The following is a 21,965-nucleotide window of genomic DNA, read 5'->3' on the forward strand; positions in this document are numbered from 1 at the left end:
TAAATTTTAATCATGTTATGATCCTTTTAAATTAAATTCTTTTGCGAGCATTCGATAAGATTTTTGACTAGCTCCTTTGTCGGCGTAATATTCCATAATCATTATTTCATCTACCATTGTTTCTTTTGCTAAATACCTTAGTTTCTGTGCAACCGTCTGAATACCACCAATTATAAATCGATCTTTATTTTGTACCCTTGCCGCGTTCTCATTTGCTGAGTAAATATGCTGACTAGCTTCTTCTAATGTCGGGAATGGGGAATAAATATCACCGGTATGTAGTCTAGCCCAAGATAATTCAACTGGGCCCGCCAAAAACTCCGCCTCTTCGTCTGTTTCAGCCGTTATTAATATGGTCGTTAAAATACTTTTTGGTTTTGATAGTAAGGTCGAAGGTTTAAAGTTATTGCGATAAGCACGTAATACTGGAATGGCTAAATGCGGTGCTAAATGGGAAGCAAAAGCGAAGCCAAGACCTTCATTTATCGCAAATTCTACTCCTCCTGTACTGGATCCTAACATATACATATCCGGTATTAACGAATGATCCGGTTCATCCGGAATAGGAATGATCTTACTATATGGGTGATCAGCAGGAAAATTCCTTTGAAAAAACGATAACAATTCATTAAATTGTTCTGGAAAATCATAAGACATTACAGCTTCTCGAGATCGTCTTAACGCATAGGCAGTTAAATGGTCCGTTCCAGTTGCTCTGCCGATTCCCAAATCAATTCTGTTTGGATGCAGCCCCTCTAATAAGGAAAAGTTTTCTACGACTTTTAAAGGACTATGATTTGGCATCATAATGCCTCCCGCACCTACGCGTATACGCTTTGTATGGGCAGCACCATGAGCTATCATTAATTCTGGAGATGTACTAACTTGGTTTGCCGTATTATGATGTTCTGCAAACCAATAGCGTGTATAACCTAATTCATCTGCTAGTTGGATGCGTTCAATTGAATCTTTCAGGGTCTCTCTCGCAGTATTTCCTTGCAATTTTGTACCAATGTCTAAAATAGAAAGTTTAATGTCCTTATCGTTAATCGACATATCTCATCGTCCTCCTTTTGATTCTATTAAAGTTCTCATTTAGTTAGTTAACTAAACGTTTGAGTGTGGGTATGTAAACAAATTGTTTCGCTATTTACTTAGCTTGCTAAGAAAATGAACAAACATGTGTCATTCCTGTATTTTAAGAACCTTTAATTAATGCCAATACCAATTTTCTTTCTAGTTAATTGTTTTTCGATTCCCATAATAACACCGTTAAACGCTGTATAATATTGTTCTTTAACTCAATTTTAGTTAGCTTGCTAATTAAATAATTAAGAAGGAAAAGCTTAATAAAGGTTCTCCTCCATCTGTTTCATAAGTCTTCTTAATAACAAACGCTCCTCTGGTAAAATCCCTGCTAACAACTTATCTTGTTGTTCTCTCCATCTTTCGTGAACGGGGCCTTTCAAATTTAAACCTTCAGTCGTTAAAAAAATCCTCGTTACTCTTTTATCTTTTTCATCTTTTTGGCGATAAACTAATCCTTTTAGTTCAAGGGCTTTTACCATGTTTGTTACAGTGGGTGGTTCACACTTCAATTGTTCACATAATTCAACTTGTGTAACTCCATCCTGTGTCCATAGTTTGCATAACAAATTATCCTGTCCAACATGAAGGTTTACATCTTGTAACAAATGGTTGTAGTCTCGTCGCATTTGAGATGATATTCTATCAAGAAGTTCTCGAATTTCATCTTCAATAATCATATAGATGGCTCCTATCTTTTTAATTAGCAAGCTAAGTATATCAACCCCTTATTTTTAAATCAAATATAAGAGTCAGGGGGACGGGTTCCTTAACTCTCTTTCTATGAATCTACTGTTCAAAATTCTGTACCAAAATAGGAAATCTCATAGAAAGTTTTTATGAAAAAAAGACATATAACAAGAGTGGAAAGGGTGGTGCCACTTGAATTTACTAAACGACACACAACAACAATTACTTTCGTTTTCACAGTTTCAATCCTTACAAGAATTTGAAGAAAGTATACAGATGTGGTTACAAGCTACACAGGTTGATTTTACAAAAGGGGAGTCTATCTGTTTTCAACTGCTGTTACAGTCATCCCAACAATTTCCTGGCGTCTGTTATCAAAAAATCCACACGTTGTTAAATGCAATCCAAGAGAATCAAGAAATCAACCTCTCAAGAGATACGTTTAAACGAATGCTTCGAAAAGCAAAAGCAAGAGGATTGATAACGGTTCATACAACAGTCAGAGAGAATGGCTCTCAAAATAGTAATCTCTATGTCTATAACCAATTTACCCCAACAAAACACGAGGAGGCTCAACGCTTATAAGTAAAATTAATGAGAAACAGAACTGAAAAGTAATAGTTTGGATAATATTGGCTTTTAAATAAGCAAAAAACTTAATAAATCGACAAAAAATAGTCATACTCTTTATCGTTAATTGTAGTAATATAGTAATGTGAATATTGTCATGTCTATAATTTAATTGATAAAGGCAAACTTATTGAAAGGTAAGGACGCAAAGCTACGAGTCTAAAATCCTACTGGATAATGATAGTCGGGTTGCCAAGCAATAGTAATGCTTATTTGGCTGCCCAATTTATTGGGTAGCTTTTATTTTTCTAAAGAGAAGTGTGGAATTATAAATCTGATTAATTTTTTTTATTTAAAAGATTGAAATGCTGATTAGATTAGTAGAAAGTCATTAAGTTATTGCCATTAGAAATTAAATGTATATTGGTTTTTGGAGGAATACAATATGGAAATATTTCGCACGATTGGAAAAGGTGTAGGAACTGTTGGTGGTGGACTTATCGGTGGTACTGTTAAAGTAGCAGGAAAAGTTGTAGGGAGCAAGTGGAAAGGTACTGGTGAATGGATAGAGGAAATTGGAGATAGTGTTCAATCAGCTTCTAAAAATGCCTTAGATAGCGCTGGCCAGTTTGTAGATGGAGCGGTTCAAGGGACATATGGGTTGGTTAAACAGGAGGAGTATTATAAACAAAAGGGATTTTCGGATCTAAAGGATTCCACGAGCAGGACAGTAAAAGGGATCGGTTCAGCTATTAAATATACCGCTAACAGCGCTGGAACTGCCTATACAGGATTTAGAAAAGGGGATAATCAACAAGCTATTGAAGGATTAAAGAATATCGGAAAAGTCGTTGCTGTTTCTGGCCTTGCTATTGGTGTCGTAGATTTATTAGATGGAGCTGATCTAGCAGAAGCAGAAGAAATCGATACAAGAAATTCTAGTTTAGCAGGTTTAGAACATCCAGAAACAGGTGTACCGTTTGTTGAAAAAGAAGTCGTCGTATCGGATGACCAAGTATATGAAGGAACATTCCCTTTATTTGAATCTCCGTTTAAAGTGGTTATAGCGGAAGAACTATATGTAGAAAGTGACGCTGTTCATTTTAATCTAGCAAATGATACGCTGCATCAATCTATTCAAGCTGATCCAAGTATTGTGCATGAATTAGGCTTATCCCAAAGTGATGTTCAGGCTCTTGAAAATGGAGAAACGCCGGAAGGATATACTTGGCATCATCATGAAGAGCCGGGTGTTTTGCAGTTAGTAGATGAAACAACTCATGCTCAAACAGCTCATACAGGTGGTCGTGCCATTTGGGGTGGTGGGAGTGAATATCGTTAAATAATTTTTATTGGTATCTATGAAATCCTTTGATATAAGGACAATATAAATTAAAAAGGGAGAACTTAACTATGTTAAATAGCTCATTAAAAAAAGAAGCAGTAAGAAAACTACAAAATGCTGTATATCAATACGAGAAGTCTTCTAAAGACTTACAAAACAATGCGATTAAACTGCATAATATAAGAACTTATGCTGAGGATGTAATTCAAAAAGTTGAAGATTATATAAATACTTTGGCTAATACTCCAAAAGAATTTGAAAAGACCTTCGAAGAAGTTAAAGTGAACCTTGCAAGCTTTAAGGCACTTAGTGAAATTTCATATGATGAAAAGGAAATGATTAAGTTGGCAGGGGGAGGTACAGCAGCAGGAGTTGCAGCAGGAGTTGCAACGGCTGCATTTGCCCCAACAGCAGCTATGGCAATTGCTACTACTTTTGGAACTGCATCAACAGGGGCAGCTATTTCAGGTTTATCAGGAGCAGCTGCAACAAACGCAGCTTTAGCTTGGTTAGGTGGCGGCGCTTTGGCAGCAGGGGGTGGCGGTATGGCAGGGGGAAGTGCCTTGCTTGCATTAGCTGGCCCTATTGGTTGGGGAATCGGTGCAGCCAGTTTAGCAGCAGGTGGCTTTTTTGCAAGTAAAAAGAATAAAGAGGCTGCTATTAAAGCGGATAAAGAACGAGTTGAAATTGTGAAAGCAATGAGAGTTCTGGATGCTACATCTATTGAGATTAATAATTTAAAATCTACGACTCAAACGTTTGCTACTAAATTAGAGCAGAGTTTAATTTCATTTATTAGTAATACTAGGAATATAAAATCCTTTACTGATTTTTCACAGGATGAGAGGAATTTGTTGAGGGCTATGATTAATAACACAGAAAGTTTATCGGCATTATTTATGAAAGAAGTTGGAAAATAGATGCCGACAAGTGTGTGGAAGGGTCAAATTATTGCATCTGGAGTAAATGGGTTTAATGAATGGAAAAGTAAATCCATTGCGAAACAACTAGACCAAATTGTTAAAGAAAAACTTCAGAATCAACAACAGCAAGATGTGAATTTTGAAAATGCCTTAAAACATATGATAAAAATGCGTCAATTTCTTTCGAAAGCCAAATAATATACTAGGTTCAGAGCAAACAAAACATGGCGAAGTAGCGGAACATCTAGAAGTCAATGTACGAAATGCTTTGGCAGTCTTAAAGGGTCAAAGTGAAGTTGCTACATTTGATGGTGTGGCTCGTACAGCACCAGAAGACTTCATACAAGATGGAATTAAGTATCAATCAAAATTTATAAATGGCACAAACAATACACTTAAACATGTACTTGATCATTTTGGTAAGTATCAAGATAGTTCTATGAATTACTCTATACCAAAAGATCAATATGAGATTATTGAGGCCATAAGATTAGGACAAGCCCCTAGTAATTTAAATGATAAATCGATTCGTGCTATTCTCCAAAAAATAGATGAAATAGAACGTCAGACAGGCCGAAGTTTTCAAGAAATTGTAAAACCATCTATTTCAAATTATGATGAAGTTCAACTAGGTAAGGTTGGAGAAACAGTATCAAAACATCAAGACCAAATAGTTGATGAAAATCAAAGAATACAAGATGGGATTCAAAAAGATGCACGAGAAAAAACAAAATACGTTGAAGCTAAAAAAGGACCTTCAATAGGCGAAGGGGTTAAAGTTGCTGGTGCAGCAGCAGCCGTAGCAGCCTCGTTAAATACGATTACAGTAATCTATACTAAAGTGAAAAACGGGAAAAAAATTCAGGATTTTGATAAAGAAGATTGGGGAGAAATAGGGATAAGTTCTGTAAAGGCAGGTACTAAAGGTGGCGTTACTGCCGGGAGTATCTATGCTTTAACTAATCTAACCTCTATGTCAGCTCCATTCGCAGGTGCTGTTACAAGTGCAGCGATGGGATTATCATCTTTACTTGCAGATTTGAATAAAAATCAGATTTCTATGGATGAATTTGTTACACAAGGTCAAGTACTTTGTATTGAAGCAGGCATTGCAGCTACAGGTGGGGCAATAGGACAGATGTTAATTCCGATTCCAGTCCTAGGTTCTATTATTGGTACGGTTACTGCAAATTTAGTTTGGGGATTTGCAAAAGATAAATTAGGTGTGAGAGAGCAAGAATTAAAGAAAATGTTAGATGCCTATACAGAATCTATTTTAGCAAAGGTAGATAAGGCTTATGAGGACATTATTTCTAAAATCAATGCAACGTACTCTGGTTATTATTCGCTAATTGATGCAGCGTTTGATGTTCATGCAAATACAGCAGTTTTAGCTGCTGCTTCCGAAAATTTAGCAGTCGGAATAGGTGTAGATGAACATAAAATTTTAAGAAGTGATAATGATTTAGATGCATTCATCTTAGGTTGACAGTTTTATACACAAGATGGATTCATAAAGAACATACTGCGAAATGGGCGGTAAACTTGGCAGAATTTTATTACAAGACTGATAGAGGCAAATTTAAATGCGGTGGAATCGCAGTAGCAAATGAGTGGGGGTGTCTCTCAATGAGGCTCTCCTTTTTTTCATATATTGAAGCAGATGTATATACATAAATCAGTTCAAGACATTGTTACACAACTCATGAAACCCGTTTTTTATAATGGCTGTTGCAAAAAAGGATCTATCATGATGATGTCAGGAAAAAAGCAGAAGAGTTAACTAAAGTAGTTGTTGTATGTGTCATATAAACAATGACACCCATGACATTGATGACGGTACCTTTTTACGGGCAGTTAATGCAATTCTCATTTGTGAAACATCCTGTGGACAAGATTTTTCGGGGTAGGACAAGCACGATTCAATAAGATGGTTTCTGTTTGAAAGTTTAAAAGATTAAAACAAAAGTATTACTAGAGATGGTACATTCAATTGCCTATCATGTAAAATATAATTAAATAAGAGGAGTTGATATATTGGTCTCATTTAGTTTTATTCCTGCAGATGATTTAAAAAGAAAATACAATGTCTATGGAAACTTTTATAATGTAGAACATGAAGGCAGTTGTAAAAAGTATAGAAATGATTTGCACATTATTGATAAGGAGTGTTTTGATCAGCATGGTTTATCACAACCTATTGAGTTATTAGCTATCATGATGAATCCTGGTGAGTCGACTCCGTTATTCAGTAATTATCGAATTCCTCTTTTTACTAGGGAAAAGGTTATTATGAGGAAACATTGTTTAGATCCTATTCCAGCTAAGCCGGATCGAACTCAATACCAGGTTATGAGAATGATGAATGGGCTAGAAATCAAACATAGCCGAGTAATAAATATTTCAGATATTAGAGATACCCAAAGTGGTAGCTTCGCAGTTGATCTAGAGTCAGAAATTTCGGACCTTCATAGCATATTTTCAGAGAGTCGAGAACAAGAACTAACTAACATATATTCTTCTTTAGCCGATGATGCTTTTGTATTTTTAGCGTGGGGAAGAGACATTATTGATTGTGAACCATTTAAACTGCTAGCAGAAAAATGTATTTCCACATTGCCTCAGGATAAAGTAGTTTTAGGTATAGCTGGAGAAGATTATTTAAAGTTTAAGCATCCTTTGCAAAGAGGACGTGGCGGTACTCCAAGGAGTTGGTTACAGGAAGCTGAAAATTGCTTAAATGAGTATTTTACAAATAATCAAGGTTAATGAGGATTACTGTGTTCCTTTTTAAGAAAAACTCAAATGAGGTATGGATGAACATTGATAAACCAATAAAGAAATGTACAATTCATTCAAACTGTTCCTTTTTAGATAAAAAGTCGGAAACGAATTATAAAGGAATACTAGAGTTAAAGAGAGATGGTGGTTGGTTAAAATTTAATTCTATACATGAAGCGAAAGTATATCATCAAGATAATTGCGATACATATCACTTGATTGAACATTGTTAAATGGAAACATTAATATAAAGGGTCTGACCTACTAATTGCAACAAATGAAATAGTGGAGGTCTGACCGTATTTATTATGACGACAGGATTAAACCAAACAAGAATTTTAAGCGTTTTTTCCATTCACCATCATATATCAGGAATCACGTTTAAGAGCCTTCTTTGATTTGATCCAAAAGTAGAGATACAGTTGTAACGTTTTTTATGAAGCGATCCTGAAACTATAACGAATAGCGTTTATGATTCACTTTTCGTAATTGATCAACGGTTAACAATTTTAAGTTAAAGAATCGATAACTATTATCCACGATAAGGCTATTTCCACCATCAAAGATAACATTGGTCAATTTTCCAGAGGGGAGTGCCGTGTCAAGCAGATTGGAATTAAACCAAATCGTATCTTTACGGTTCATGGCTTTATAAGGAAAAATAATCTATATAACTTTGAAGATTTAGTTGGAAGGGAAAAATAAATGATCCATTACCTGGGAGATATAGGAATAGTCATACAACATAAATTTACTCAATATAAAGACCTTCCTACGAATTATTAGTTTAAACCTGGATACAATTAAAACTAATTACTCGTCGAAAAAAATAGTGTGGTTAAGATTCCTACGTGTTTTAACTAACAGGATCTTTAAAAGAGAAAGAGATTATAATATTAAAAGGTATATTGAGTTTCTAATCTACGATAAGGGCTAGTTCTATGATACAGGTTTAGGAGGAGTGGGCCTATGATTCCGATTGATAAAGAAATGAAAGATAAATCACAAACAAACTATGTACAACACTTTTCAACAAGAATTCCGTGGAAGGATAACGATTACACTGGGCGCATTGACAATAATCCTAGGTATAATGTTGCAGCTCAAGTAATCCCCAACATTGCATCGACACGGGACTTGGAGTTTGAGGAAACGAATAAAGGTAAAAGTTACGAACAAGTAGGGTCAGTAAGAATGCAAAGCTGGATTACAGAGAACGCTGCGTTCATGAGTGATACCGAACTTGAACTTAAAATGAACCATCCATATAAAAAAGGAAATCCTAAGTTCAATCATTTCGAAGAAACAACTTTTAAGTTGGAACCCTATTCATTCTTGTTGCGCCCTTTTTCATGGACTCTAAAGGATAACGCAAATGAGAAACAAAAGTATTATAATTTTTATTTTGACTTAGATAAAACAGAACAAATGCTGAATTGGTCAAGTTCGTGGGTATCGCATGGAGAATCTCAAAAAGGGATTTTCGATTACTTCTTTTCCGGAATTAAACCCCACAATTCATTGATATTTCCATATTACAAACAAGTTCCGTTTATCGATGACAATAGGCGTGTAATTGCAGGAATAGGAAATATAGTATCAAATGTAGAACTTCGTGAGTATGAGTCTGATGGAAGCAGTAACGAAAAAAACTACATTTGGGAGACAAATGCATCTCATTCAATAAGAGTTGATGGCAAAGAGGGCTTTTTAATGCCCTATCTTGAAATTTCCGAGTATGCTAAAAAGCATCCTGATTTTGATGTAGCGAGTGTTACATTGTTTGAACCAGCAGGTTTTAGATCGGAATTTTCATATGCAGCTGAATGGGTCAGCTACGATGCGGCTATTGATGTGCTAAATCAAGCGAAAATGGCATTGAAAAATATAGCTAAACTCAATCTAAAAGAAGCCAATCATGAATGGGTTAATGTTCAACTTGAATATATCGATAATCAATTAAAAAGCGTTTGGAATCAACGTGGTATATTCCCAGGATTAGGTTCGATTTTATCAGCTTTCGGTGTTAGATATGGTTTCGATGTTGCAAAACATGTTGATCCTTCTGAAAACGACCTGATTTCTGAATTGAAGCTATACTTTTCAGGTGATAAAGAAACTGGAAACGAAAAATTGGATGACAGCTTAGCCGACAAAGAGGATGAGTTTTCTGGTTTACTAAGAGATGAAAACAAAACTCGATTCTTTGAACTTTTGTCTCGCTTGAATCTTTCTGTTGAACAAGCTATTTTTGCTTGGGGCAACCTGAAAAATTATGCGGCTGAAATTATTGAAAACCCATATCTGTTATACGAACTTACACGAAAAGAAAAGGACATTTATCAAGTTACTATTTCTCAAATCGACAATGCCATGTTTGTGAATCCGTTGGTGGATAATAAGTATCCTCTTAAGAAACCAACCAAAATGAGAACTGAAAGTGATAAACGTCGATTTAGAGCTATGGTGATATTTGTTTTAGTTCAAGCCGCGAATCGAGGCCATACTTTACTCAGCTATGATCAAATTGTTGAAGAAATTAACAAATTACCATTAGATAAAAAAACGGATTTTCAAACAGAAAAGATTGAAGGTGTTCTAGAGTTCCTGCAGGAAGGTGATTTGCACGTTGATGTAGAAAATACTTACATCAAACTGATAGTATATCAAGAATATAAACAGGTGGTAGTCGATATCGTAAATAGCCGTTTAGGAACTAGTTTATCAAGTGAACAAAACTGGAGAAAAATTATTGACGACCAATTTAAAGAACTTCAAAAAAATAATGAAGAAAACGATGAATTGGCTCGTGCTGAAAAGGCGACAGCGTTAAGGATTCTAGAATCATCTAAGATATCTGTCCTATTGGGAAGAGCTGGGACGGGTAAAACATCAGCGTTGGGGATTTTTGCTTCTTCAAAAAAAATTAAAGCTGGTGGGGTATTAGCATTAACCCCTACTGGGAAAGCAAGAGTTCAGCTTGAGAATTCATTTAAGAAGAATAGTGTTGAAGCTGAGTTTATGACAGTGGCACAATTTTTAATTCGTTCTAAAGGTTTCAGTTGGAACACAATGGCTTATAAGATGCCAACCAAACCTAGTTCGAGTATTGCCAAAACAGTTATTATCGATGAAAGTTCGATGCTGACTGAAGATATGTTTGCTGGCATACTAAAACTTGTTGATTCTCATGCTGAAAGAATAATCTTTATAGGAGATCCAAATCAATTACCACCCATAGGAGCAGGGCGCCCGTTTGTCGATTTGATCAATTATTTAGAGATTGAACATCCTGAAAAGGTCGCAACTTTGAAAACTGAGATGAGACAGGGTTCAGGTGGTGATGATTTATCATTTGCTCAAATATTCTCTAATTCGGATTCGGTCGATAAAGATGTCATTTACCGTATTCAAAATAATGAAACAGATGAACGTCTTAAATATATTCAATACACCGATTTAGATGAGTTAGAGAAAGTGTTCTTTGAAGAATTAGTGGAAATTGCAAATATGACAAATAAAGATGATATTGATGGTTTCAACAAAAGTTTGGGAGCTACTGTAGACCAATATACAAATTATCCAACTAGTAAACATATAGAAGACTGGCAAATTCTATCCCCAACTAAATTTATTGGTGCAGGAAGCTATTATTTGAATAATCAACTTCATCAAAAATATCGTCAAGACATGGTCGAGAAGTGGAATGCATATCGATGGTCAAATAACAGTCCTCAATCTGTTCAAAATATCGTTTACGGAGATAAAGTCATATCTAATGTAAATGGTGAGAAGGATTACTGGGATGGTTCATCTGGAAAAGAATATATTGCAAATGGTGAAATTGGTATCATGGTTGATTACCCAAGCCACTATGGCAAAAATGATAAGAATACTAGTTGGTATAAATTCCGTTTTGGCTCATTTGAAGGAAAAGTTTTTTCATATACTAAATCTGATTTTGGTAATGATAATAGTGATTCTAAGTTAGAACTTGCTTATGCTCTTACAGTTCACAAATCACAGGGTTCTAGCTTTGGCAAAACGATAGTAGTCATAAATGGCAAAAGTTCATTTATTACAAAGGAACTTTTGTATACTGCATTTTCTCGTCAAAAAGAAAAACTAATTATTTTAAGTGATTTATCAATACAAGAATTAATTCAGTATTCGAATGACTGGTATTCAGATACCAAACAACGATATACAGACTTATTTGAAGTTCCAAACATCATTGAGATAGAGTCTAGTAAACAAAAACGGTACTTTGAAGGAAAATTGATCCATAAAACGATTCGTGGTGAAATGGTAAGATCAAAGTCCGAAGTAATTGTGGCTAACATTCTCGATAAAATGATTATTGAGTATTCCTATGAAGAACCATTAGATGTTAATGGTAAAACCTATATTCCTGATTTTACTCTACGCTACCAAGGCAAAACTGCTTATTTAGAGCATCTTGGAATGCTAAGGAAAAAATCTTATAAAAAGCAATGGGACAAGAAAAGAGCAAATTATGAAAGTGTGGGAATCTCAGAAACTCTTGGAAATTTGATCGTTACAAAAGATGGATTAGACGGGGGTTTGGATGCAGCCTTAATAGAGAGTAAAATCCAAACAAGGATAAAAAATCGTTGATTTATACCCACCAATCAACATACAAAATTAGATAACTTGCTAAGTTCTCTCAAACCTGTTATCTATTTCAACTCGATTCATACGGAGTGTGGAGCGCAGCTTGTAAGGAATTAACCTTAAAGAGTCGTATTCATTGAAGGAATCGGCTCTTTTTACTACCTAATAATATTCGTGTGGAACAATTTTGTGAAACAAGATTCTTCGGATTGTGACAGGCACCGAAGAATTAAAAGATGACGTGTTAAAATGTTTTATGTTTCACGCCATCTTATAGTACTGAAATTTGATATGTAGCTAGGCATTTCACTTTATATAACTTTTTTAATTCCCAAATTTCCACATGAGCAGGAAGAAGAATTCATTTTATTTATTTTTTGTTCAAATTCTCTTGCACATGTACATAACCACCAAACCTTTCGCGTAGATGTTATGGTCACATCATTCGGAGTTAATTGGTTATTTTTGGTTGGATGCCATAACGATGCTATATCTGGTTGATTTGCTGCCAAGCTATTTCCTTTATATGCTCGAAAATTATAACAGTATGGGCATCCTTTTTTCTTTGCCATACGATATACAGGCTCCTGCCATGTCTGTTTACAAATCGAGCAACACCAATGAGCGCTTTTTCCGGAAAAAGCTGTAACTTCTTGAGGTGAAAGCTCATTTTTATTTGGATCCCATAGTTTTGCAATATCAGGTCTAATGGTTGCTAAGCAATTTCCTTCATAGACACGTGAGCCATAACAGTAAGGACATCCCTTTTTGCTCGTTCGACGACCGATTGGTTCTTTCCATTCCTGATTACACTTAGAACACAACCACCAAGCTTCTTTAGTAGATCCTGGTAAGACTCGATCAGGAGTAAGGAGTCCATTTTTAGTTGGATGCCACATTAATGCCATAACTGGATTTACACTTTTAAGTGATCGAACATGCCCCGCTTTATTTCCAGAACAGTAGGGGCATTTTTGACCTTTTACCCTTTTGCTTACTATAGCTTCCCAATCTTCAGAACAAATATTGCATTTCCAGTGTACACGTAAATTTGAACCAGGTAATATATTCCAAGGAGATAAATCCCCATTCTTTTCCTCATGCCATTCCTTGGCGATATTTTCATAAAGATGAGCTATACTTCTTTCTTTATGCTGTTTCCTAGTTAAAGCCTGTATGGTAAGTGTATCCCTTTTTACATCAATGTCCATTTGCTCTATAGTAGCTTCTACATCTTCTACACCTATTGCTACTAAAATTTGCCTAAGTACCTTCGCTATATCTGTATGCTTATAAACATTGCATTGAAACTCAATAGAACCATACTGATTAATTTTAGGTAATCTCTTATGGGGTCCATTATTTTCACGAATACGGATAAGCTTGATTTTATTTTGAAGCTTTTTATTTTTTTGCTCATCCTTTTCTCCCCTTTTCAAGTGACTTAAGTATCCATCATATTCTATTGCAAATTTATTATATAAATAGATATCTAATTCAATTGAATCCCCATCTATCAGCATTTTATATTTGTTTTTTAAGTCCGGAAAAGCTTTTGATAGGTAGTAAAAAAAGCATTGTTCTTGAAAGGATGTACCATACCCATAGTTGCATTCAGGGCAGCCTGTTCCTTTTTTTCGATTATCGATACCAGTTTCCCATTCATGTGCACATAACTGGCACTTCCACCATACTTTTTTTCCGGAAACAGGAGAAATTTCACTTGGATTAATGGATTGGTTTTTCTGAGGATGCCACTCAACCATAAGCTCGGGATTCAGGACTTTAAAGTTATACTCCTCGGATACCTTTTGCTGTGGAACTCTTGGATAACAAACGCTACACCTGTTGCCATTAACTCTAGCGCACACTTTGTCTTTCCACTCACAGCCTTTTTTACAAATCCACCAAACTTCCTGATTAGACATTAAGGTGACATCATTGGGGGTTAATGAACCATTCTTCTTAAAATTCCATTCTTTTACTAGGTCAGGTCTTAAGGTATTTAAGCAAGTTTCTTCTGTAGCTTTTTTTCCCGAGCAATAGGGGCATTGATCGCCTCTTCTTGTCCGGTTTGAAACGCTGGTTCTCCATTCATGCTTCTTTTTACAAATCCACCAATAGATTTTAGTAGTTGCTCTTGAAACTTCTTCTGGTTTTACTTTATTTCGCTCATAATTCCATTCTTTTGCAACCTCAGGATGCTTAAATGCTAGGCTATTTTCGGGAGCTAAAAGCATACCAGAGCAATATGGGCAATTTGAACCTCTTTGCCTATGATCTAGTCTTGCCTCCCATTCATGACCTTCTTGGCATTTCCACCATAATTTTGCTTTTGCTAGTACATCTAGATTATGCGGATCCAACCCAATATTCTTTTCCCAATTCCATTCTTTAATTAGTTTATCTTTAAGTTTTTTTTGCACCATTTATACCTCCTTTTCAAGAGGATAGACATGTATTGTTAATAATATACATTGTGTGATAATTCCTATTTTAAAGATAATAGCTTATTGATATTAAGGCTCAAAGTTAGACTCCAAGCTTTCCAAATTCTCAAAGGTATCTTTGTCTGTTTCTCTTCTAACTCCCACATTTCCTTAAGTAAGTGGGAATAGTACTTACAAGTGGTTTCGATATTGCTGTGTCCTAATCGTTCACTGAGCTTATATATTTATTGTATTTTAAAATAGAAGATGGGAAAATTTGTTAGAAGGTAGGTAGATATATTAGGAAATTTCTTTCGTTCTAATAACTGCATAAAAAATAGAAAAACTCTTATACCCCGCAATGTTTTTACGAAATCAGATTGTCTTTTTAAGAAGAGATTTTGCGAAACAGCGAGGCGCTTCTTGTGTTTCACTAATTATTTTCAATTCAAATAATATGCTATATATTTGTCAAACAGTAGAAACTCCCCGATTTTTATAATACAAAATTTGAGAAATAAGGTATATCTGTGTTGTTAAAGGCACAATGCATTTCAATTTGAAAATGAAAAAACACCTAAAATATTGGTAGAACCAACATTTTTAGGTGTTTTTATTGCAGAGATTATTATATTAGAGCTGTATGTCTGAGGAATATATATTAATCCAACTATTCGAAAAGAGAAGAGGAATCAATAGAATTATAGGGACAACTAATGTCTGTATTTAGGGTAATATATCCAAAAATGGTATTAAAATTGTTTTAAACAGTAGATACATTATCTCATACTCATATTAAGATTATTATACAAAATCTACTAGGTTATAAATGTTAAATATATAAATATTCTTAGATTTTTTATGATACAATTTTACTAGTTTAGTAAATAGATTTAATTACTTGGAGGGCAAAATGTTAATTAATTATATTGGTGATATGCTAACTGACTCTTTTGTTAGATTTATAGTTATTTTAGGAGTCATATTATTAATTTCTTCAACAGTTTATTATTATATTTATATAAATGTTGGTATAAAAAAATTTATTAATTTACTAACGGATGTACGAAATAATAATAATGGAATGAATCTAGAAAATGTATTATTTCAGGTAAATGAAAACGTCAGAAACAACAAGTCTTTTCCAAAATCTATAAAAAAATCTTGGAATCGATATTATGAAGAATACAATGCAAATAAAGGGGAAGTAGTACCCGATCCATTCGAGTACTTTACAGAGGAGCAACTTGTAAATAAGGGGGGACATCGTAAAGTACTAGAATTAATACCTCCTATTTTTGTTTCTTTAGGTATATTAGGTACATTTTACGGGATTACGGCTGGAATTTCAGACATAAATACTCAAGCTGATTTAGAAACAATGCAAGATGGAATTAATACACTTTTGGAAGGTATGAAAACGGCCTTTTATACATCAATTGTTGGTATTTCTATTTCATTGATTTTTCAACTTTTTGACCGAATAGTTCTTCATCGAAAATTAATAAATGAGTATGATTTATTATTGGATGAGCTGGATAAAACAATCCCATTTAAAACTGAAGATATATTCCTCAATGCTATTGAAAAGAACCAGCAAGAACAACTTCAAGATTTAAAGTCATTTTTTGCTGATGAATTCGTTACAAAGCTAACATCAGGTCTAACAGACACAATGGCGCAATCAATAAATCCTCACCTTGAAAAAAGTAACGAAATTATGGAGAAGGTAGCTCAAAATACCATTGATGCCCAAGGGGAAAAGTTAAACGAAATGGTTAATTACTTTGTCCAATCTCTTAGTGAAATATCCGGTGACCATATGCGTGATTTAGGAATTGCTCTTCAAAAAACGGTAGAATGGCAAGAAAAGGTTACTGAAAATATGGGAGCCTTGGTAAATGAATTAACAAATGTAGCAGTCCAGCAAGCTGAAATGGCTAAAAACACTACCGAATTAAGTGAAAAAATGAACAGCTATACAATCACATTAACCGAATACCAGGAAAAGTTAAATAATTCAACAGAGGAATTAAATTCTATAACAGTACAAAATACTAGCTTACTAGACCAAATGCGTACATTAATGACTGAAATTAATGAGCGGAATAGAGAAGAGCAAGATATTTTAATAGAGAAAAACAAACATTTGAATACTACATTAGAAAATATTTCAGACGCGGGTATAGTCTTAAATAATCAGTTTGAGGAATTAAAATCCACCATTGGAACTTTAACTAATATAACAAACATTATGGATCAAAATGCTGAGAATAATATGAACTTAAACGATGCATTATTGAAACAACACGAGAAATCAAACCAATGGAGCGAAAAAACACAATCATTACTAGAACAAACTGTACAAAATATGGAATTAAATGAAGCGATGCAAGAAAAGATGGAATTCTTATTCACAAGAATTCATGAAGAAAGAGATAAATTAGATAATATGAAACAAGAACAAATTGATTTATTAAATAACAGTATGGCTGAATTAAAAACCTATTGGGACAATAATAGTGAAGCTCTATTCAATAATAGTAATCAGCTCGGTGAATTAAATAATATGTTAAATCAATCTATGAATGATTTTGCTGATCATATGCATAGAGGAGTACAAGGAACTTTTGAACAATTTGACAAAGAACTTAAAAGAGCGGTGCAATATTTAGAACGTGGTGTTAACGGAATTCAACAGGTTGTTGAGTCAATGGAGCAAGATATTGATAATGTAGATGGACAAATATCAAGGTTTCATAAAGTATTGGAAAAGGTAACAACAACGGTTGAAATGGGAAGTTAAATTATGAGGATGAGTAGTCATGGCTAGAGTTAACAGAAGAGCAGCTAAAAAAAGGTCTTATGGAGAAGATAATCATTACTGGATGTCTTATTCTGATTTGATGAGTGCACTTCTTCTCATATTTGCATTGTTATTAATGATCAATATTTTTGGGAATCAGACTGAGATGCAAGCGAAAGATCAAAAGATTGAAGAAGTTTTAGGTGTCAAGACAAGAATTATCGAAGAACTTAGCAAAGCTTTTAAAGATTCGAATCTAGAGATGGATATTGACCCCCAGACAGGTGCTATACGCTTTTCAAGCGGAGTATTTTTTGAATATAATAGTGCAGAAATTTCAGAAGCGGGAAGAAAAAATTTAGAGAGTTTTGTCCCACAATATTTAAGTATCTTATTATCTGAGGAATTTAAAGATGATATATCTCAAATTATTATAGAAGGACACACGGATGAACAAGGTTCATATATATATAATTTGAGATTATCTCAGAATAGATCTATAGCTGTAGTTGAGGGGATTTTCTCGGATGATTTTCCAGATTTTAAGGAAAAGGAAGATCTAAGAAAATTAATTACAGCAAATGGTAGATCGTTTACAGATCCTATTCATAATGATAACGGTGAAATAAACAGCGATAAATCGAGAAGGGTTGAATTTAAGTTTCGATTAAAAGATGAAGAGGTCATTCAAGAAATTCAAAAAATGGTGAATAATAATGAGTAACCGATATGTTTTTCCAAACTTTCACTTTTTCCCGAAAGAACTAAATGAAGAGGTTAAGTCACTTGCAAAAAAATATAAACAAGCTGACAAAATATCAGAAAATCTTACTAGAGTAAAACTGCCTAAATTACTTGCGGAAATTCGCGCATTAGCAGATGACAGGGATGAAATTATAAGATTTGCCAAGAAATTAAAAAAGCTAGATATAAATATACTTGCAACGGAGTATCCATATGAAAAAGAAAATAAATCAACAACACGAAAAATTATCATTATTTTGCAAGAAAGATATTATCGGATAGTTGGAAGGAGGTTTTGGATTCACTTTCTATTAAATCCTTATGATCCATATATAATTAACATCTTAAATTTTGCCTTTACCAATGAAAATGAAAATTTTCTAGGACTTCAGCCATCGATACGAGATAAATATCAGAAATTATTCTCTCAATCATCAAGTCTTATTGTAAATATGGCAATTGAAATAGCAAATGAAAAACGAAAGATTTACGAAAGTTTTGCAGACTGGAAAATCAAATTAGAAAGTAGATTGGCTTTTGAACTTTGGCTCACGATTCTAGAATTATTTATCAATGAGGAATGGTTCATAAATATTCAGGGCACAAATTTAATTGAAGAGAAATTAGAGAATTTGCCATTTGAAACCTATAAAAAGATAATCAATAATTATTTAACTCATTTTGATTTTACCGAATATCATTCTAATTTATTACGACAGGTTATTAATCGTATGGGAGACCCTAGAGATAATCTTCACCGATGGAATGGAATTTCCGATGAAACGATTAATAAAGTAAAAACGTGGCTATTTAAACAAGAACTCTTTAATTTTCTTGATTATGATAGATTTAATTATTGGGAGCAATATCTTCGTAAGGTCAATGATATAAACATGATTACAGATCCTCCTGTAGCTGCTATGTACTTTAATAATTTTGTTGTCTTGGAATTTGCCAACATAGGGAATGCTGCTTACTTTTATGAGGTTGACGGCTTTAAGAAACACATTGAACCTAGATTAAAAACATTTATTCCTGAATCCTATTTAAAAGATAGGCATGCAGATTACTTTATTAACAAATTAAATCATGCTGGTCATTGGCACTCAAGGTTTGATGATTACATGATCCATTACTTCAACGGACATTTCTGGTATAGACATTAAAGGAGTAAATAAAAATGGCCTTTTTTAAAAGAAAATCGGAATTTACCTTAGAAATAAATAGAACTTTACAATCTGACGGTATTTTGCTTTCGATATTCTTAAATAAGGAGTTAGTTAGTCTTCCTGTTAGATTAACCATATCTGAATTAAAAAAAATTAATAATATTGATTTACTTCAACTTGTTGAGGATTTATTTTTGGATAATAAAATAATTCAAGTTGAAGTAGGAAAATACCTTCTCTCTTATGAAGAAGTATATAAAATAACTCCTGAAGAAAGAGAATTATTAAACTTACCTCCAAATATTACCTATACAAACGTAGAATTGGATAATGATAGTTTTGTTGGTTCAAGAACATTTAAATTTATCCCTAAAATTCATTCTGATAAATACGTAAATTTGCACCGGATCGGACAAAGAAAGGGACCTTTTATAGAGCTACCTTCTAAAGAAATAATAATGCTTGACGAAAGTCATTATCAATTCCTTAAGGATGTTGAGAATGAACCAATAAATGATAATGATCTTTTCTTGTATATTGCAAGGGTAAAAAAACATGCTAAATCATTAGGAATTCCTGTTAGTCAGCATATCGAAAGAGAAAATTATGAGTTTATAGATGAAGTAGATATTGCGGTTAAGAAAACGGACCAGGGGATAGAACTATCCCCTACATTTCAACATGAATATTTAGAAGAAGATGAATTAAATATCTTTAATGAAACGAACAATTGGTATGCAAAAAAAGATAGTAAAAGAATCTTTGTAGATAAAAAAGCTAGAGAAAATGGAGATAAAATTAAAAAGCTAAAAACAATTGAGGGAAAGGACATTCCTAAATTTGTCCAGAATCCAATCGGATTTATTCCTGAAGAAATAGAAATATCTCTGGATGATTTCAGTGATCGAGTAAAAAGTTTGGGAATACGAGTGTATAAAGCTCAACCATTTGTTAATGCTAATCGCTCTGAGAATGGGTGGTTTGAATATGAAACAGGATTTGTATTAAAAGATAATGAAGGAAATTCAATATCAAAGGAAACTGAATCTTACTTTCAAGATGAAGAATTAGATTTTAAGCAAGTAGATGAAAATACCTATATTGAGGTACCTGATAATGTTGCGGAATTTAAAAAATTATCAAAGGATCTTAAGGTAGAAGCAGTTCGGAATCGCTCTAACAAACTTGATCTATCGAACTATATTCTGGAAATTTTTGAAAATATAAGTAATGTCGAGTACAATCAGCCGTTACTTGACCTTAGAGAAGAATTAAAGAATCAACAGGTATTTGAGATTACTCCTCCTTCGACATTTAAGGCAATATTAAAACCATTCCAAGAAGATGGTTTTATTTGGATGAAAACATTACGTTATAAAGGAGTAGGTGGATTACTTGCTGATGATATGGGGTTGGGTAAAACGATTCAAGTAATTGCTTTTCTTACATATTTAAAAGAAATGAATCGGTTAGGTCCTTCATTGTTAGTACTGCCAAAATCACTTATACAAAACTGGGTAAATGAAATGGAAAAGTTCGCTCCAGTTTTAACTAAAAATCATTATGTCCATACAGGTCCTGAAAGGTCAAAAAAGTCTGAAGAGATATCGAAATACGACATTGTCCTAACTACCTATCAAACTTTGGTAAGAGATCAACTCTTTTTGGGCCGAATAGATTGGCAATTTGTAATATGTGATGAGGCGCAAGCGATCAAAAATCCAACAACTAGTTCATCCGTTGTAGTAAAAGCCTTAAAAAATAAAGGAAGGTTAGCGTTAACAGGCACTCCTGTTGAGAATAACCTGTCAGAATTATGGTCAATTGTTGATTTTGTACAACCAGGAATTCTTGGTAGTTTAAAAGACTTTAAGAAACAATATGAAACAACAAATAGTGATCAAAATTCTTATGATACCATTAGAAATTCAATTGAAGAAAAGCTGAAATTTATCTATAAAAGAAGAACAAAATCTGGTGAATTAAAAGATCAATTACCAGTTAAATACGAACACAAAGTACCTGTTGCAATGGGAAAGGAACAAGAGAAAATTTACTTGGATATTATTAGAAAAACTAAGAGCAAAGAAGTTCAAGCATTACAAGGAATTATGAATCTTAAAATGCTTTGCTCACACCCAGGGCTGATACAACCTCCTTTAAGTAATTTAAATTACAAGAAAGTTCCTAAATTAGATAAAACGATGCAGATATTAAATGAGGTAAAAGAGAAGAAAGAAAAGGTTTTGATTTTTAGTGAGTATCGTAAAATGCAAGCGATATTAAAAAAAAATATCATTAATATTTTTGAAACAAATCCAATGATTATAAATGGAGAAACCAATTCAAGACAAGAAATTGTAGATGAATTTAACAATTCGGACGGCTTTGGGGTTTTAATCTTGTCACCAAAGGCAGCAGGAACAGGTTTGACGATAACAGGTGCAAACCATGTAATTCACTATACAAGGTGGTGGAATCCAGCTGTTGAAAACCAGGCAACTGATAGAGTTTATCGAATAGGGCAGGAAAAAGAAGTACATGTATATTATCCAATTATTCAAGGGAATAAAGGCGGACAAACGGTTGAAGAAGTTGTTGACGCATTACTTTCTAGAAAAAATGAACTAGCTGAAAATGTAATTGTTCCAAGCAGAAATATTGATATTGAAAATGAGCTTTTAAAGCAATTGCAACTACACTAATATTATATTAGATAATATTCTTTAGTTTGAATTTTTTCATGACGAACAACCATCTAATCGACTTAGTTGTTTTTCTTATTGT

The 21,965-nt window shown here is 33.7% G+C and carries 15 protein-coding genes and 1 riboswitch; of the genes, 11 read left to right on the top strand and 4 right to left on the bottom strand.

From position 1 onward, the window contains the following. Nucleotides 1-15 precede the first annotated feature (15 nt). Nucleotides 16-1,056 (bottom strand): LLM class flavin-dependent oxidoreductase, encoded by a 1,041-nt coding sequence (locus Q5760_RS10055; protein WP_428912046.1) that lies wholly within the window; start codon nt 1,054-1,056, stop codon nt 16-18. A gap of 290 nt (nt 1,057-1,346) precedes the next feature. Then, complete coding sequence (locus Q5760_RS10060) at nt 1,347-1,766, bottom strand: MarR family winged helix-turn-helix transcriptional regulator (RefSeq protein ID WP_428912047.1); 420 nt, start codon at nt 1,764-1,766, stop codon at nt 1,347-1,349. Nucleotides 1,767-1,968: 202 nt separating this feature from the next. On the opposite strand from Q5760_RS10060, the gene Q5760_RS10065 reads away from it, so the two are divergent. The 6 genes from Q5760_RS10065 to Q5760_RS10090 all read left to right on the top strand — a co-directional run bounded on the left by Q5760_RS10065 (nt 1,969) and on the right by Q5760_RS10090 (nt 7,383). Beyond that, complete coding sequence (locus Q5760_RS10065) at nt 1,969-2,361, top strand: hypothetical protein (protein ID WP_428912048.1); 393 nt, start codon at nt 1,969-1,971, stop codon at nt 2,359-2,361. Between the two features lie 155 nt (nt 2,362-2,516). Next, a riboswitch (cyclic di-GMP riboswitch) is annotated at nt 2,517-2,603 on the top strand. A gap of 188 nt (nt 2,604-2,791) precedes the next feature. Beyond that, on the top strand, nt 2,792-3,688 hold the full coding sequence (locus tag Q5760_RS10070; RefSeq protein ID WP_428912049.1) for an HNH endonuclease: 897 nt from the start codon (nt 2,792-2,794) through the stop codon (nt 3,686-3,688). Between the two features lie 71 nt (nt 3,689-3,759). Then, nucleotides 3,760-4,611, top strand: coding sequence for a hypothetical protein (locus Q5760_RS10075; protein ID WP_428912050.1), 852 nt, complete (start codon nt 3,760-3,762; stop codon nt 4,609-4,611). Continuing rightward, a complete protein-coding gene (locus Q5760_RS10080; protein ID WP_428912051.1) occupies nt 4,612-4,812 on the top strand; it encodes a hypothetical protein in 201 nt (66 codons plus the stop codon). Between the two features lie 70 nt (nt 4,813-4,882). Further along, nucleotides 4,883-6,103 carry a hypothetical protein gene (locus Q5760_RS10085; RefSeq protein ID WP_428912052.1) on the top strand — a complete coding sequence of 407 codons (1,221 nt, stop codon included), beginning with the start codon at nt 4,883-4,885 and terminating at the stop codon, nt 6,101-6,103. 548 nt (nt 6,104-6,651) lie between these two features. Then, complete coding sequence (locus Q5760_RS10090; RefSeq protein WP_428912053.1) at nt 6,652-7,383, top strand: hypothetical protein; 732 nt, start codon at nt 6,652-6,654, stop codon at nt 7,381-7,383. Between the two features lie 465 nt (nt 7,384-7,848). Here Q5760_RS10090 and Q5760_RS10095 read toward each other — a convergent pair whose 3' ends face one another. Continuing rightward, nucleotides 7,849-8,061 carry a competence protein ComK gene (locus tag Q5760_RS10095; RefSeq protein WP_428912542.1) on the bottom strand — a complete coding sequence of 71 codons (213 nt, stop codon included), beginning with the start codon at nt 8,059-8,061 and terminating at the stop codon, nt 7,849-7,851. A gap of 303 nt (nt 8,062-8,364) precedes the next feature. Here Q5760_RS10095 and Q5760_RS10100 point away from each other — a divergent pair, with 303 nt between their 5' ends. Then, nucleotides 8,365-12,033, top strand: a complete 3,669-nt coding sequence (locus tag Q5760_RS10100) for an AAA family ATPase (RefSeq protein ID WP_428912054.1) — start codon at nt 8,365-8,367, stop codon at nt 12,031-12,033. Nucleotides 12,034-12,341: 308 nt separating this feature from the next. Here Q5760_RS10100 and Q5760_RS10105 read toward each other — a convergent pair whose 3' ends face one another. After that, complete coding sequence (locus Q5760_RS10105) at nt 12,342-14,456, bottom strand: zinc-ribbon domain-containing protein (RefSeq protein ID WP_428912055.1); 2,115 nt, start codon at nt 14,454-14,456, stop codon at nt 12,342-12,344. 916 nt (nt 14,457-15,372) lie between these two features. Here Q5760_RS10105 and Q5760_RS10110 point away from each other — a divergent pair. Genes Q5760_RS10110 through Q5760_RS10125 form a run of 4 tightly spaced genes read left to right on the top strand, consistent with a single transcriptional unit; the run spans nt 15,373 to nt 21,883 of the window. After that, a complete protein-coding gene (locus Q5760_RS10110) occupies nt 15,373-17,265 on the top strand; it encodes a hypothetical protein (protein ID WP_428912056.1) in 1,893 nt (630 codons plus the stop codon). A gap of 19 nt (nt 17,266-17,284) precedes the next feature. Continuing rightward, the gene (locus Q5760_RS10115) at nt 17,285-17,989 is read left to right on the top strand and encodes an OmpA family protein (RefSeq protein ID WP_428912057.1); all 705 of its coding nucleotides are present in this window, start codon (nt 17,285-17,287) and stop codon (nt 17,987-17,989) included. After that, entirely contained in the window at nt 17,982-19,175 is a 1,194-nt protein-coding gene (locus Q5760_RS10120) for an EH signature domain-containing protein (RefSeq protein ID WP_428912058.1), read from the top strand. The genes Q5760_RS10115 and Q5760_RS10120 overlap by 8 nt, the downstream gene beginning before the upstream one ends. A gap of 14 nt (nt 19,176-19,189) precedes the next feature. Further along, a complete protein-coding gene (locus Q5760_RS10125; protein WP_428912059.1) occupies nt 19,190-21,883 on the top strand; it encodes a DEAD/DEAH box helicase in 2,694 nt (897 codons plus the stop codon). The last annotated feature ends 82 nt before the right edge of the window (nt 21,884-21,965 follow it).

It is taken from the genome of Niallia sp. Kr1 (assembly GCF_050389805.1).
Lineage (GTDB): Bacteria > Bacillota > Bacilli > Bacillales > Cytobacillaceae > Bacillus_BD.